This window comes from Streptomyces sp. PH9007 (assembly GCF_059813725.1).
Genome location: NZ_CM187440.1, coordinates 500500 through 514913, shown reverse-complemented (window position 1 = coordinate 514913; position 14414 = coordinate 500500). Strand labels below are relative to the sequence as shown.

The 14414-nt window shown below is 73.0% G+C and carries 14 protein-coding genes; 9 read left to right on the top strand and 5 right to left on the bottom strand.

The annotated features are described in order from the left end of the window. Window positions 1-267: 267 nt before the first annotated feature. Window positions 268-1524 carry a glycoside hydrolase family 10-like protein gene (locus tag ACTFAP_RS02160; protein WP_500468066.1) on the top strand — a complete coding sequence of 419 codons (1257 nt, stop codon included), beginning with the start codon at window positions 268-270 and terminating at the stop codon, window positions 1522-1524. A 24-nt stretch (window positions 1525-1548) separates the two neighbouring features. On the opposite strand, the gene ACTFAP_RS02155 is transcribed toward ACTFAP_RS02160, so the two are convergent. Further along, a complete protein-coding gene (locus ACTFAP_RS02155) occupies window positions 1549-1794 on the bottom strand; it encodes a DUF1918 domain-containing protein (protein WP_495683257.1) in 246 nt (81 codons plus the stop codon). A gap of 74 nt (window positions 1795-1868) precedes the next feature. Continuing rightward, window positions 1869-2831 (bottom strand): DMT family transporter, encoded by a 963-nt coding sequence (locus ACTFAP_RS02150; protein ID WP_500468065.1) that lies wholly within the window; start codon window positions 2829-2831, stop codon window positions 1869-1871. On the opposite strand from ACTFAP_RS02150, the gene ACTFAP_RS02145 reads away from it, so the two are divergent. Both ACTFAP_RS02145 and ACTFAP_RS02140 read left to right on the top strand, forming a co-directional pair. After that, a complete protein-coding gene (locus tag ACTFAP_RS02145) occupies window positions 2830-4269 on the top strand; it encodes an aminotransferase-like domain-containing protein (RefSeq protein ID WP_500468064.1) in 1440 nt (479 codons plus the stop codon). The two genes, ACTFAP_RS02150 and ACTFAP_RS02145, sit on opposite strands and share 2 nt — an antisense overlap. 62 nt (window positions 4270-4331) lie before the next feature. Beyond that, window positions 4332-4892 carry a histidine phosphatase family protein gene (locus ACTFAP_RS02140; RefSeq protein ID WP_390125471.1) on the top strand — a complete coding sequence of 187 codons (561 nt, stop codon included), beginning with the start codon at window positions 4332-4334 and terminating at the stop codon, window positions 4890-4892. Between the two features lie 115 nt (window positions 4893-5007). Here ACTFAP_RS02140 and ACTFAP_RS02135 read toward each other — a convergent pair whose 3' ends face one another. After that, window positions 5008-5850, bottom strand: coding sequence for a helix-turn-helix transcriptional regulator (locus ACTFAP_RS02135; RefSeq protein ID WP_500468063.1), 843 nt, complete (start codon window positions 5848-5850; stop codon window positions 5008-5010). Window positions 5851-6122: 272 nt separating this feature from the next. Between ACTFAP_RS02135 and ACTFAP_RS02130 the strand changes: the two genes are divergently transcribed. The 6 genes from ACTFAP_RS02130 to ACTFAP_RS02105 all read left to right on the top strand — a co-directional run bounded on the left by ACTFAP_RS02130 (window position 6123) and on the right by ACTFAP_RS02105 (window position 12042). After that, complete coding sequence (locus ACTFAP_RS02130) at window positions 6123-7067, top strand: SDR family oxidoreductase (protein ID WP_500468062.1); 945 nt, start codon at window positions 6123-6125, stop codon at window positions 7065-7067. Window positions 7068-7171: 104 nt separating this feature from the next. Then, complete coding sequence (gene argC, locus ACTFAP_RS02125; RefSeq protein ID WP_500469379.1) at window positions 7172-8200, top strand: N-acetyl-gamma-glutamyl-phosphate reductase; 1029 nt, start codon at window positions 7172-7174, stop codon at window positions 8198-8200. Continuing rightward, on the top strand, window positions 8197-9354 hold the full coding sequence (gene argJ, locus ACTFAP_RS02120) for a bifunctional glutamate N-acetyltransferase/amino-acid acetyltransferase ArgJ (protein ID WP_500468061.1): 1158 nt from the start codon (window positions 8197-8199) through the stop codon (window positions 9352-9354). Before argC ends, argJ begins: the two co-directional genes overlap by 4 nt. Beyond that, entirely contained in the window at window positions 9351-10277 is a 927-nt protein-coding gene (argB, locus tag ACTFAP_RS02115; RefSeq protein WP_453853969.1) for an acetylglutamate kinase, read from the top strand. Before argJ ends, argB begins: the two co-directional genes overlap by 4 nt. Next, window positions 10274-11479 carry an acetylornithine transaminase gene (locus ACTFAP_RS02110; RefSeq protein WP_500468060.1) on the top strand — a complete coding sequence of 402 codons (1206 nt, stop codon included), beginning with the start codon at window positions 10274-10276 and terminating at the stop codon, window positions 11477-11479. Before argB ends, ACTFAP_RS02110 begins: the two co-directional genes overlap by 4 nt. 29 nt (window positions 11480-11508) lie before the next feature. Continuing rightward, entirely contained in the window at window positions 11509-12042 is a 534-nt protein-coding gene (locus tag ACTFAP_RS02105; RefSeq protein WP_200368357.1) for an arginine repressor, read from the top strand. Between the two features lie 70 nt (window positions 12043-12112). Here the strand turns inward: ACTFAP_RS02105 and ACTFAP_RS02100 are convergent, their stop codons facing one another. Together ACTFAP_RS02100 and ACTFAP_RS02095 are read right to left on the bottom strand one after the other, a co-directional pair. Then, entirely contained in the window at window positions 12113-13096 is a 984-nt protein-coding gene (locus ACTFAP_RS02100) for an aldo/keto reductase (protein ID WP_500469378.1), read from the bottom strand. 236 nt (window positions 13097-13332) lie between these two features. Next, complete coding sequence (locus ACTFAP_RS02095; RefSeq protein WP_500468059.1) at window positions 13333-14376, bottom strand: polyprenyl synthetase family protein; 1044 nt, start codon at window positions 14374-14376, stop codon at window positions 13333-13335. Window positions 14377-14414: the final 38 nt, after the last annotated feature.

The window sequence follows — 14414 nt, the reverse complement described above, 5'->3', positions numbered from 1 at the left end:
CGCGGTCACCGGTTTCCATCTGCGCACGTGAGCGCTCCTTGTGTGACAAGACCGCCGGGCGGGCGGTATGGGGGGTGGAGAGACGTGATCAAGCGATGGGAGCGCTCCCAGATGTGCGTGTCGCAGATGTTAACCGTCGAATGTTGTTCGCATAAGGGGTGTGTCACGGGCGGATCACGGCAAGGCTTTTGGACGAGGCGGGTCCCGCGGTGATACGCATACGGCGGGCAGCCCAGTACGCAGGAACGACACCCCAGGGGGAGTCCAGTGGGACGAGTCAGCCGCAGGGTCTTCGGCACCGCGACGGTCGGGGTACTGGCCTCGGTGCTGACGTTCTCCCAGGCATCGGCGAGCGGCGGGCCGCGCGGTGCCCGCCGCGAGGACGGCGCGGCGGGCACCGCCGGACCGGGCAACGCGGCCGGCGGACTGCGCGGCATGTGGATCGCGACCGTCGCCAACATCGACTGGCCCCGGCAGGGCGCGCCGGCCGCCGACGCCAAGGAGCAGCTCACCGACCTGCTGGACGCGGCGCAGCGGTGGAATCTGAACACCGTCTTCTTCCAGGTGCGGCCCACCGCCGACGCGCTGTGGCCCTCGCCGTACGAGCCGTGGTCGCACTGGCTGACCGGCACCCAGGGCAAGGACCCCGGATGGGACCCGCTGGAGTTCGCGGTCGAGGAGGCGCACGCGCGCGGTCTCGAACTGCACGCGTGGTTCAACCCGTACCGGGTGGCCATGCACGCCGACCCCTCCGCGCTGGCCAAGGACCACCCGGCCCGTACCCACCCGGAGTGGGTGGTGACGTACGGCGGGCGGATGTACTACAACCCCGGTCTGCCCGAGGTGCGGACCTTCGTGCAGGACGCGATGTGCCACGCGGTGGAGCACTACGCCATCGACGGCGTGCACTGGGACGACTACTTCTACCCGTACCCGGTGGCGGGCGAGACCTTCGACGACGCGGCGGCCTTCGCCGAGCACGGCGGGGACTTCACGGACCTGGGCGACTGGCGGCGGCACAACATCGATCTGCTGGTGCGGGAGATGCGCGAGCGGGTCGCGGACCTCAAGCCGGGAGTGCCGTTCGGTGTCAGCCCGTTCGGGGTGTGGCGCAACAAGTCCACCGACCCGCTCGGCTCCGACACCCGCGGCGGTGTGCAGACCTATGACGATCTGTACGCGGACGTACGGACATGGGTCAAGGAAGGCCGCGTCGACTACGTGCTGCCGCAGCTCTACTGGAACATCGGCTACGACGCGGCGGACTACGAGACGCTGGTGCGCTGGTGGGCCGATGTCGCCGAGGGCACCGGGGTCGCGCTGTACATCGGCGAGGCCCTGTACAAGTGCGGTGACACGGCGCAGCCCGACGCCTGGCAGGACCCCGCCGAACTCTCCCGCCACATCACGCTGTGCGAGGACTTCCCGGCGGTCGGGGGCAACGCCTTCTACTCGGCCGCGCACGTGGTGCGCGATCCGATCGGTGCGATGACCCGCGTCTTCGAGGACCACTACCGGGCCTGAGGCGCCGCCGGTGGGCGGCGGCTCTCAGGTCCGGCCCGGCCACCAGTGGCGCCGGCCGCCCTTGCCCCGGCCGCCGGTGCGGCCGTGCGCCGTGTGCTCCACCACGGTGTCCGGCCCCGGCGACAGCACGGTCTCGTGGCCGTCCCCGGAGCGGACCCGGTAGGGCGGCGCGCCGTCGGCGCCCAGTACCTCCACGACCTCGCTGATCCGGTCCTCCTGGCCCACGGTTCTGCCGTGGGTCACCATCCGGTCGCCCGCTCTCGCCTGCATCGCCTTCCCTCCCGTCGCTGATCGCGTCTCGGGTGTGCTTCTCAGGTGTGATGCTTTCGCCTCTTTTCAGTCTATTACCGGGGATCTGTCCTGGCGTGTTCGGGGCGGGACGGGGCCAGCTGGGTGACCGCGATGCACGCCAGGACGGCCAGTGCGGTGACGGGGGCGGCCCAGGTCATGTGCTCGTCCAGGAGCAGCACCGCCCACGCGAGCGTGAGCAGCGGCTGGGCCAGCTGAAGCTGACTGGCCCGGGCCACCCCGGCGCGCGCCAGACCCCGGTACCACAGGACCAGGCCGAAGAACTGGGACACCAGCGCCACCCACAGCAGTCCGACGAGGGAGCGGGCGGTCGGCTCGAACGGTTCGGCGGCCAGGGCCAGCGCGGCGGCGGGCACGGCGAACGGCAGGGAGAGCAGCAGCGCCCAGGAGATCACCTGCCAGCCGGGCAGTTCGCGGGCCAGCCGGCCGCCCTCGCCGTAGGCGGCAGCGGTGATCAGCAGCGCCGCGGCGAGATAGAGGTCGCCGCGGGTGAGGGCGCCGCCCCCGGTGCCGAGGGTGAAGGTGACCACGGCGGCGGCGCCGGCCAGGGCCGCCGCCCAGAAGGCGGGGGAGGGGCGGCTGCCGGTGCGCAGGGTTCCGTAGACGGCGGTGGTCAGCGGGAGGAGGCCGATGACCACGGCGGAGTGGGAGGTGGAGGAGGTCTGCAGGGCGAGCGCGGTGAGCAGTGGAAAGCCGATGACGGTGCCGCAGGCGACCACGGCCAGGCCCGCCCAGTGGCGGCGCTCGGGGCGCGGGGTGCGGGTGAGGCGCAGGGCGACGGCGGCGATCAGGGCGGCGAGCACGATGCGCAGCGAGGTGGTGGTCCACGGGCCGAGGCCGTCCATGGCCCAGGCGGTGCCCGGCAGGGTGAAGGAGAACGCGAGGACGCCTGCGGCGGCGAGCGCGATGCCGCCCCGGTCGGTGGCCGGTATCGGTGCGGGGGTCCGGCCGGCAACCGCTACCGGCGCCGGTGCGATAGCGCTACTGTCTGCTCTCATGCACCACGGTAGCAGCGAGAGTGAACTGGCCCGCGTCCTGCGTGAAGAACTGAACCGCTACTCACCCGGTGAGAAGCTGCCGTCCAGTCGGGCCCTGGTCGAACGGCACCGGGTCAGCCCGGTCACCGTCTCCCGGGCACTGGCCGCGCTCGCCGCCGAAGGCCTGGTCGTCACCCGCCCCGGGGCCGGAGCCTTCCGGGCCGCCCCCCGGGCCGCCGTTCCCGCCCCGGGGGACACCTCCTGGCAGGAGGTGGCGCTCAGCGCGGACGCGCTGGCGGACGGCGGCGGGCCGCGCGGCGCCGACGCGAGCGGCGTCCTGGCCACCCTGGCGGTGCCGCCGCCCGGCGTCATCGAGTTCAACGGCGGCTATCTGCCGCCCGGACTGCGCCCCGAGCGCGCGCTGTCGGCGGCGCTGGCCCGCGCCGGGCGGCGGCCCGGGGCCTGGGACCGGCCGCCGATGGAGGGGATCGAGGAACTGCGGGCCTGGTTCGCGCGGGAGATCGGCGGCCCCGGCGGCGGGCTCTCCCCCTCCGGCGTGCTGATCACCGCGGGCGGACAGAGCGCGCTCACCACCGCGCTGCGGGCGCTCGCCCCGCAGGGCTCCGCCGTCCTCCTGGAATCCCCCACCTACCCCGGGCTGCTGGCCGCCGCCCGCGCCTCTGGGCTGCGCCCCGTCCCGGTGCCGGTGGACCGCGACGGGGTGCGGCCCGAACTGCTGGAGCGCGCCTTCGCGGCCAGCGGGGCCAGGGTGCTGGTGTGCCAGCCGCTGTTCCAGAATCCCACCGGCGCCGTGCTCCACCCCGCGCGCCGGGCCCGGGTGCTGGCGGCGGCCCGGGCGGCCGGGGCCTTCGTCATCGAGGACGACTTCGCCCGCTGGCTGGCCCACGACGACGCCGGCGCCCTGCCGCCCGCCCTGGCCGCCGACGACCCGGACGGGGTGGTGGTGCACGTCCGTTCCCTCACCAAGATCACCTCGCCCAGCCTGCGGGTCGGCGCCCTGGCCGCCCGGGGCCCGGCCTTCGAACGCCTGCGGGCGATCCAGGTGGTCGACAGCTTCTTCGTACCGCGCCCGCTCCAGGAGACCGCGCTGGAACTCATCAGCTCGCCGGCCTGGACACGCCATCTGCGCACGGTCGCCGCGGAGTTGCGGCTGCGGCGGGCGGCGATGGCCACCGCGCTCGCGGCCGAACTGCCGGACGTCCCGCTGCCGCACATCCCGCACGGCGGCTACCACCTGTGGCTGCGGCTGCCGGAGGGCTCCGACCCGGCGGCGGTGGCGGAGGCCGCGCTGCGCGCCGGGGTGGCACTGGCCCCGGGCGGCCCGTACTTCGCGGCCGAGCCGCCGTCCCCGTACCTGCGGCTGAGTTTCGCGCCGGCGGCGGGGGTGGGAGAGATCGGCGAGGGCGTCCGGAGGCTGCGCACCGCCTGGCCCGCGTAACACCTCAGGAGATTTACGTCGCCGTAGTGGTGCGGTACACAGGTGGCTCGTACCATCGCGCCATGCTGGTCACGCTGATCGCCGCTGCCCGCACCTCCCCGCTCCTGGAAAGCCGCTTCGGCGACGACCGCCCGCTGGACGCCGCCGGGTGGCAGGCGCTGGAACGGGCCGTGCCGGCACTGGCACCGCTGGCCGCCGCCGAACTGCGGTACTGCTCGCCGACCCCGGGCAGCCGGCAGACCGGCGAGGTTCTCGGGTACGCGCCGCTGGCCCAGCCGGCGCTGCGGGAGTGCGACATGGGCCGGTGGAGCGGGCTGACCCTCGCCGAGGTGACCGCCCGTGAACCGGCGGCGGTCGACGCGTGGCTGACCGACCCGCGTGCGGCACCGCACGGCGGGGAGGCCCTGCTGTCGTTCATCTCCCGGGTCGGCGGCTGGCTGGACACCCGCCCGCTGGCGGACGACGGCCGGATCGTGGCGGTGACCGAGGCCTCGGTGATCCGGGCGGCGATGCTGTACGCGCTGAAGGCCCCGCCGCACGCCTACTGGCGCACCGAGATCTACCCCCTGTCGGTGGTCAGCCTGCACGGCGCCCGCGGGCAGTGGAATCTGCGGCTCGGCTGACCGGGTCGCGGGACGGACGAACGGCTGGCCCCCGGCGTGACGCGGGCACCGTCCTCATGGTTCATCCACCGATGGTGGGACGGAATCGGCGCCGGGTTGGGCCGTACGGCGCACGTCAGGGCCGGGCCTGCGCCCCGAGGACGGACAGCAGTTGGAGCTTCTCGTGGCTCTCGCTGCCGGGGATCGCGGTGTAGACGAGCAGTGAGTGGCCCTGGTCCGGGTCGACCAGCCGCTGACAGGTCAGTTCGAGGGCGCCGAGTTCGGGGTGGACGAAGTGCTTGACCTCGTGCGGACGGATGCCGACCTCGTGCGTGTCCCACACCGTCCGGAACTCCTCGCTGCGGGCGAGCAGCAGGTCGGCGAAGTGCGCCGCGCGCGAGCCGGGGCCGCGCAGGGTGGCCAGCTCGCGCAGGCCCGAGGCGAACATCCGGGTGAGGAACGGGTGCTCCCGCGGGTCGTAGAGCGTCCGCGTGCCGGGATCGGTGAACCAGCGGTAGCCGATGCTGCGGGCCGGGCCGCTGAAGCGGGTGGTGTCGCCGGTGAGCGCCACGCCGAGCGGGGACTGCCGCAGGGTCTCGCCGAGTTCGGTGACGATCTCCGCGGGGGTGTCGTCGAGCCGGTCGAGGATGCGCAGCAGGCCGGGGCTGATGTGTTCATTGATGGCGCCCCGGGCGGGCGGGTTGTGCCCGGCCAGCCGGAACAGGTGGTCGCGTTCGTCGAGCGAGAGATGGAGTCCCTGGGCGATGGAGGCGATCATCTGCTCGGACGGCTGGGGTCCGCGGGCCCGCTCCAGGCGCGCGTAGTAGTCGGTCGACATGTGGCAGAGCGCCGCCGCCTCCTCCCGCCGCAGTCCTTCGGTACGGCGGCGCCGCCCGCGCGGCAGACCGACGTCCTCGGGTTGCAGCGCCGCCCGGCGGCGCCGCAGGAACTCCGCCAGTCCGGTCCGGTCGATCACCATGGGCTTCCCTTCTCGGTACGGGGTCATTCCTACCGCCCGCGGGCGCGGGTAGCCACGGCCCGCCGATCCCCCCTTCCGGACGCCGGGGTCGCGCGCGGCGCGCCGACCTGCGCGTCCGGCGGGTGGGGAGCCGCTCGCGCACCCCACCCGGGCCACCGGGGCCGCCGGCCGGCCCGGCCCCGCCCCGCGTATCAGTGGATCGAGCGGTCCTGGATAGCGGTGCGATCGTTGCCCATCGTGGGAGCGACGACCCCACCACGAGGAGCGCACCCATGCCACGCAAGCCCATCGACGTCCCCCTCCCCGGTCTCGCCGGGAAACGCGCCGTGGTGACCGGCGCCAGTGACGGCATCGGTCTCGGCATCGCCACGCGGCTCGCGGCGGCCGGGGCCGAGGTGCTGCTGCCCGTCCGCAACCCGCGCAAGGGGGAGGCTGCCATCACCGCCATCGGGCAGCGGGTCCCCCACGCGAAGGTGTCCCTGCGCAGCCTCGACCTGTCCTCACTCGACTCCGTCGCGGCCCTCGGCCGGACCCTGGGGGAGGAGGGGCGCCCTCTCCACCTCCTCATCAACAACGCCGGTGTCATGACACCGCCCGGCCGGCAGACGACGGCCGACGGCTTCGAGCTGCAGTTCGGCACCAACCACCTCGGCCACTTCGCCCTGGTGGCGCACCTGCTGCCGTTGCTGCGCGCCGGACGGGGCCGGGTGACCTCGCAGATCAGCGTCGCGGCCAACCGGGGCGCCATCAACTGGGAGGACCTCAACTGGGAACGCTCCTACGACGGCATGCGCGCCTACAGCCAGTCGAAGATCGCGTTCGGACTCTTCGGGCTCGAACTCGGCCGGCGCGCTCGGGCCCACGGCTGGGGCATCACGAGCAACCTCTCCCATCCGGGGGTCGCGCCGACGAGCCTGCTCGACGCCCGCCCCGAGGTCGGCCGGGACCGGGAGACCGGGGGTCGCAGGCTCATCGGTGCCATGGCGGCCCGCGGACTTCTCGTCGGGACCGTCGAGAGCGCCGGGCTCCCGGCTCTCCGCGCCGCGACGGTGGCCGACGGCGAGGGGGCCCCGTTCTACGGCCCGAGCGGTCTCGGGCACCTGGGCGGCGGCCCGGCGGAACAGAAGCTCTACTCCAGGCTGCGCGGCACCGAGGACGCCCAGCGGATCTGGCGCGTCTCCGAGGAGCTGACGGGGGCGGTGTTCCCGCCCGGCTGAGGCGGCGCGCGCCCCTTCGGTGGAGGCGGAGATCCCCCATCCGTGTGATTGCATAAAACTGCTGCTCTACGTATAGTCATGCCATAGCTGATGAGGAGGCGATGGTGGCGATGCGTGCTGCGGTGGCAGGGGCGAGTGGGTATGCCGGCGGGGAGATCCTGCGGCTGCTGCTGGGGCATCCGGAGATCGAGATAGGGGCCCTGACCGGCCACTCCAACGCCGGTCAGCGGCTGGGGGCGCTCCAGCCCCAGCTGTACCCGCTGGCGGACCGGGTGCTGGAGCCGACCTCCGCCGAGGTGCTGGCCGGGCACGACGTCGTCTTTCTCGCGCTGCCGCACGGCCAGTCCGCCGCGGTCGCCGAGGAACTGGGGGAGAGCACCCTCATCGTCGACTGCGGGGCCGACTTCCGGCTCTCGGACGCCGCCGACTGGGAGCGGTACTACGGCAGCCCGCACGCCGGGACCTGGCCGTACGGGCTGCCCGAGCTGCCCGGCGCCCGGCAGGCGCTGCGCGGCGCGCGGCGGATCGCGGTGCCCGGGTGCTACCCCACCGCCGTGTCCCTGGCGCTCTTCCCCGCGTACGCGGCCGGGATCGCCGAGCCGGAGGCCGTGATCGTGGCCGCCACGGGCACCTCGGGCGCGGGCAAGGCGGCCAAGCCGCACCTGCTGGGCAGCGAGGTCATGGGCTCCATGAGCCCCTACGGCGTGGGCGGCGTGCACCGCCACACCCCCGAGATGATCCAGAACCTGTCGGCCGTGGCCGGCACCCGGATATCCGTCTCCTTCACCCCCACCCTGGCCCCCATGTCGCGCGGCATCCTCGCCACCTGCTCCGCGAAGGCCAAACCCGGGGTGACCGCCACCGCGCTGCGCGAGGCCTACGAGAAGGCCGTGGCGGGTGAGCCCTTCCTGCGGCTGCTCCCGGAGGGCCAGTGGCCCGCCACCTCCGCCGTGTACGGCGCCAACAGCGCCCTCCTCCAGGTCGCCCTCGACGAGGACGCCGGCCGCGTCATCGCCATCAGCGCCATCGACAATCTCACCAAGGGCACCGCCGGCGGCGCGGTGCAGAGCATGAACATCGCCCTCGGCCTGCCCGAGGAGCTGGGACTTTCGACGATCGGAGTCGCGCCATGAGTGTGACGGCAGCGCAGGGATTCCAGGCGGCGGGTATCGCCGCCGGGATCAAGGAGAACGGCAACCCGGACCTGGCGCTCGTCGTCAACCAGGGCCCACGCCGTGCGGCGGCCGGTGTCTTCACCTCCAACCGTGTCAAGGCCGCCCCCGTGCTGTGGTCCGAGCAGGTCCTCAAGGGCGGCCGGGTCTCGGCCGTCATCCTCAACTCCGGCGGTGCCAACGCCTGCACCGGGCCCCTGGGCTTCCAGGACACCCACGCCACCGCCGAGAGGACCGCCGAGGCCCTGGGCGAGGGGCACAGCGCCGGGGAGATCGCCGTCGCCTCCACCGGGCTGATCGGCACCCGGCTGCCCATGGACGCCCTGCTGCCCGGCATCGACACCGCCGTCACGGCGCTGTCCCGGCACGGCGGGGAGAAGGCCGCCATCGCCATCAAGACCACTGACAGCGTGCACAAGACCGCCGTCGCCGAGGGCGAGGGCTTCACCGTGGGCGGCATGGCCAAGGGCGCGGGCATGCTCGCCCCCGGTCTTGCCACCATGCTCGTGGTGCTCACCACCGACGCCGACGTGGACGCGCAGGATCTGGACCGGGCACTGCGCGCGGCCACCCGCACCACCTTCGACCGGGTGGACTCGGACGGCTGCATGTCCACCAACGACACCGTGCTGCTGCTGGCCTCCGGTGCCTCCGGCGTCACCCCGGAGCCCGGGGCGTTCGCCGAGGCCGTCCGCGAGGTCTGCGCCGATCTGGCCCGGCAGCTCATCGGGGACGCCGAAGGCGCCTCGAAGGACATCAGGATCGAGGTCGTCGGCGCCGCGAGCGAGGACGACGCCGTCGAGGTCGGCCGCTCCATCGCCCGCAACAACCTGCTCAAATGCGCCATCCACGGCGAGGACCCCAACTGGGGGCGGGTGCTGTCCGCGATCGGGACCACCTCCGCCGTCTTCGAGCCCGACCGGCTCAACGTCGCCATCAACGACGTCTGGGTCTGCAAGGACGGCTCCGTCGGCGAGGACCGCGACCTGGTGGACATGCGCTTCCGCGAGGTGCGCATCACCGCCGACCTGGCCGCCGGGGACGCCTCCGCCGTCATCTGGACCAACGACCTCACCGCCGACTACGTCCACGAGAACAGCGCGTACTCGTCGTGACCCAGCAGCCGGAGACCCCCATCGGTACCGCACGCAAGCACACCGCCCAGCCCAAGGCCCGCACGCTCATCGAGGCGCTGCCCTGGCTGACCCGCCATCACGGCAAGATCGTCGTCATCAAGTTCGGCGGCAACGCCATGATCGACGAGGAGCTGAAGGCGGCCTTCGCCCAGGACGTCGTCTTCCTGCGGCACGCCGGACTGCGCCCCGTCGTGGTGCACGGCGGCGGCCCGCAGATCACCGCCCAGCTCGACCGCCTCGGCCTGGAATCCGAGTTCAAGGCCGGGCTGCGGGTCACCACCCCCGAGGCCATGGACGTGGTCCGGATGGTGCTCGCCGGGCAAGTGCAGCGCGAACTCGTGGGGCTGCTCAACCGGCACGGGCCGCTCGCCGTCGGGCTCACCGGCGAGGACGCCCACACCATGACCGCCACCAAGCGCTACGCCGACATCGACGGCGAGCGGGTGGACATAGGCCGGGTCGGCGAGATCGCCGCCGTGGACACCGGCGCGATCGAGGCGCTGCTGGCGGACGGCCGGATCCCCGTCGTCTCCTCCATCGCCCGCAGCGCCGACGACGACCACATCTACAACGTCAACGCCGACACGGCCGCCGCGGCCCTGGCCGCCGCCCTGGGCGCCGAGACGCTCATGGTCCTCACCGACGTCGAGGGCCTGTACGCGGACTGGCCCGCCAGCGACGAGGTCATCAGCCGGCTGACCGTCAGCGAACTGGAACGGCTGCTGCCCGACCTGGCCAGCGGCATGGTGCCCAAGATGGAGGGGTGCCTGCACGCCGTACGCAGCGGGGTGCGTACCGCCCGCGTCATCGACGGGCGCGTCCAGCACTCCATCCTGCTGGAGATCTTCACCGACGAGGGCATCGGCACGATGGTCGTGCCGGACCAAGGAGAGCCGACATGAGCAGCAACCAGGACCTGATCGGCCGGTGGCAGGGCGCCCTGATGGACAACTACGGCACCCCGCGCATCCCGCTCACCCACGGTGAGGGCGCCCGGTTGTTCGACGCCGACGGCAAGGAGTACCTGGACTTCGTCGGCGGCATCGCAGTGAACTCCCTGGGCACCGGGCACCCGGCCGTGGTGCGCGCGGTCTCCGACCAGATCGCACTGCTGGGCCATGTCTCCAACCTCTTCATCGCCGAGCCGCCCGTCGCCCTCGCCGAGCGGCTGCTGGCCCTGGCAGGGCGCCCCGGCCGCGTCTACTTCTCCAACTCCGGCGCCGAGGCCGTCGAAGCCGCCTTCAAACTCGGCCGGCTCACCGGCCGCACCCACATGGTGGCCACCACCGGCGGCTTCCACGGCCGGACGATGGGCGCCCTGGCGCTGACCGGTCAGCCGGCGAAGCAGCGCGGTTTCCAGCCCGTGCCGGGCGATGTCACCCATGTGCCGTACGGGGACACGGAGGCGCTGCGGGCCGCCGTCACCCGGGACACCGCGCTGGTCATCCTCGAACCCGTGCAGGGCGAGAACGGGGTGATCGTGCCGCCGGCCGGCTATCTGGCGGCCGCCAGGGAGATCACCCGGGCCACCGGCACCCTGCTGGTGCTGGACGAGGTGCAGACCGGAATCGGCCGCACCGGCCAGTGGTTCGAGGGGCTGGCCCAAGGGGTGGAGGCCGACATCGTCACCCTCGCCAAGGGTCTGGGCGGCGGGCTGCCCATCGGCGCCACCCTCGCCTTCGGCCCGGCCGCTGAACTGTTCGCCCCCGGCCAGCACGGCTCCACCTTCGGCGGAAACCCGGTCTCCTGCGCCGCCGCCCTCGCCGTTCTGGACACCATCGAGTCCGAGGGACTCCTCGCGCACGTCCGGCGGATGGGTGAGCGACTGCGGGAAGGAATCTGGCAGTTGGGCCACCCGCTGGTCGACCGGGTCAGGGGAGCGGGGCTGCTGCTGGGTATCGTGCTCACCGAGCCGCTCGCGGCGCAGGTACAGCAGGCAGCCCAGGCGGCGGGCATTCTGGTGAACGCCGTGGCGGCCGATGTCGTGCGGCTGGCGCCACCGCTGATCATCGATGAGGCGGAGGTGTCGGCGTTCGTCAGCGCCCTGCCCGGGGTGCTGGATGTGGCGGACGCCCGGGCGAAGGCGGCACCCGCCCGCCGCTGAACCGTGACCGACCGAACCGGAGAGGGAGCATGACCGATGACCGGCTGGGCAACGGCCCGTCCGTACCGCAGACCCGTACGGCCCGGCACCGCCGGATCGTCGACATCCTCAACCGGCAGCCGGTGCGCTCACAGAGCCAGCTGGCGAAGCTCCTCGCCGACGACGGACTGAGCGTCACCCAGGCGACCCTCAGCCGGGACCTGGACGAGCTGGGCGCGGTGAAGATCCGCAACACCGGGGGTGAGCTGATCTACGCCGTGCCCAGCGAGGGCGGTTTCCGCACGCCACGGGCCCCGCTGGGGGAGTCGGCCAAGGAAGAGCGCATGGCCCGGCTGGCCGGGGAACTGCTGATCTCCGCCGAGGCGTCGGCCAACCTCGTGGTGCTCCGAACCCCGCCGGGTGCGGCGCAGTTCCTCGCCTCCGCCATCGACCAGGCGGAGGTGCACGACATCCTGGGCACCATCGCAGGGGACGACACCCTGCTGCTCATCAGCCGCGACCCGACCGGCGGCCAGTCCCTGGCGGAGCATCTGCTGCGGGTGGCGCAGAAGCAGCAGGAGTAGGGCCTGTCCGACGGCTCTCGCCCGGACCGCGAACCCGGCGGGCGTCCCTCGTCGTCGGGTTCGGGAGGGCTTACCAGCGGTGGTGGACGTCCGCACGGGCCCAGCGGTCGTAGAGCTCCCCGACCGCTTTGAGCGTCTCGTCCGGCAGGGGAGCGAGTGAGGCGGCCTGTGCGTTCAGGCGCGCCTGCTGAGGGCTGCGCGCACCCGGGATGACGGAGGTCACGCCCGGCTGCTGGATGATCCATCGCAGTGCCGTCTGGGCCGGTGTCGCTCCTTCGGCGGCCAGCGCCGAGAACTCCGCCGCGGCCTCGACTCCCTTGGCGTACTCGATCCCCGAGAACGTCTCGCCCTGGTCGAACGCCTCACCGTGGCGGTTGAACGTGCGGTGGTCGTCGTCGGAGAAGACCGTGTCCCGGGTGTACTTCCCGGACAGCAGACCGCTGGCCAGCGGCACGCGCGCGATGATGCCCACGCCCGCCGCGGTGGCGGCGGGCAGCACGGCCTCGAGCGGCTTGAGCCGCAGCGGGTTGAAGATGATCTGCACACTCGCCGTACCCGGCCGGGCGATGGCCGTCAGCGCCTCCGCGCAGGTCTCGACACTCACCCCGTACGCCGAGATCCGCCCCTCCTCGACCAGGGTGTCCAGCGCGTCGAAGACCGCGTCCGAGGAGTAGACGGGGGTGGGCGGGCAGTGGAGCTGGATCAGATCCAGCCGTTCCACTCCCAGATTCCGGCGTGAGCGGTCGGTCCAAGCCCGGAAGTTGCTGAGGGTGTAGAGATCAGGGTCCAGCGCGACCCTGCGTCCCATCTTCGTGGCGACCGTCACCGCGGTGTCGGGGCGTTCGCGCAGGAACCGTCCGATCACCCGCTCGCTGCGCCCGTCCCCGTACACATCCGCCGTGTCGAAGAACGTCACCCCGGCCTCCACCGCTGCCTCCAGCACCGAGAGAGCGGCCTTCTCTTCCACCTGCCCCCAGTCGGCTCCCAGTTGCCAGGTGCCCAGCCCGACAGCCGACACCCGCTGTTCGCTTCTGCCGAGGACTCGCTGCTCCACCTGCTTCAACTCCCACTCCACCGCTTCGGTCACCTGGCCGGGCCCTCGATGTCGCCCGGAACCCCTCCGGGATCGAGTACCCCTCGGCACACTCCAGCACATCGGCGGCCACAGCGTCCAAGCCTGACCCTTCGTACGCCGGGCCGGGCGGGCTCGCAGGTGAACGGAGACCACGACCGCAGTCGCGGCCGGTCCGTCCCCGGGGACGGACCGGCCGCGTGCACCGGGGGCCGCCGTCAGCGGTCGCGTTGGGTGGCGAGTTCGGCGAGCGCGGTGAGGCGTTCGGCCGCCTCTGGCGCCGGACGCGCCGAGCGCAGCGCCGCCAGGGCCCTGGCCAGCTCCTCGCGTGCGGTGCGCTCCGCCCAGGCCCGGCCCCCCGCCTCCTCCACCAGGCGGCTCAGCTCGGCGACCTCGCTCGGCTCGGCCTCCGGATCGGTGTACAGGGCGGCCAGCCGCTGCCCCGCCGGGGTGCCGGAATCGAGTGCGGCGACCACCGGCAGCGACTTCTTGCGGCTGATCAGATCGGCGCCGGCCGGCTTGCCGGTGACGGCCGGGTCGCCCCAGATACCCAGCAGATCGTCCGTCAGCTGGAAGGCCATTCCCAGATGGGTGCCGAACCGGTGCAGCAGGTCCGCCTGTTCCAGGCTGCCACCGCCCCACAGCGCGCCCAGCGCACAGGAGACGGCCAGCAGCGCCGCGGTCTTCTGCTCGGTCATGTCCAGGCACTCGGCGAGGGACACGTGCGAGCGTTCCTCGAACCCGATGTCGGTCTGCTCGCCCTCGATCAGCCGGGTGGTGGCCTCGCTCAGCCAGCGGATGCCGGTCACCGTGTGCGGCTGCGGCGGCCCGTCGCACAGCACCCGGCCGGCGTGGATCAGCAGGGCGTCGCCGGCCAGCAGCGCGGCGGAGGAGCCGAACACCGTCCAGGCGGTGGCCCGGTGCCTGCGCGTGGTGTCCCCGTCGAGGATGTCGTCGTGGAGCAGGGAGAAGTTGTGCACCAGCTCCACCGCGACGGCGGGCAGCAGGGCGGAGTCGGCGGTGCCGCCGACCGCTTCGGCGCAGGTCAGTACCAGGGCCGGGCGCAGTGCCTTGCCCTGGGGGGCGTTCTCGGGCCGACCGGCGCTGTCCACCCAGCCGAAGTGATAGGACGCGACCCGGGCCACGGGCGCGGGCAGCCGCTGCGTCCAGGACCGCAGCGCGGGGTCCAGGAGTTCACGGGTACGGATGAGGGTGTCCTTGGCGGTGTGCTGCCCTGACGCCAGATCGGGGACGGGGGTCATGGACGGAGTCTCCATTTCCTCGGCTGACGGATGACCGG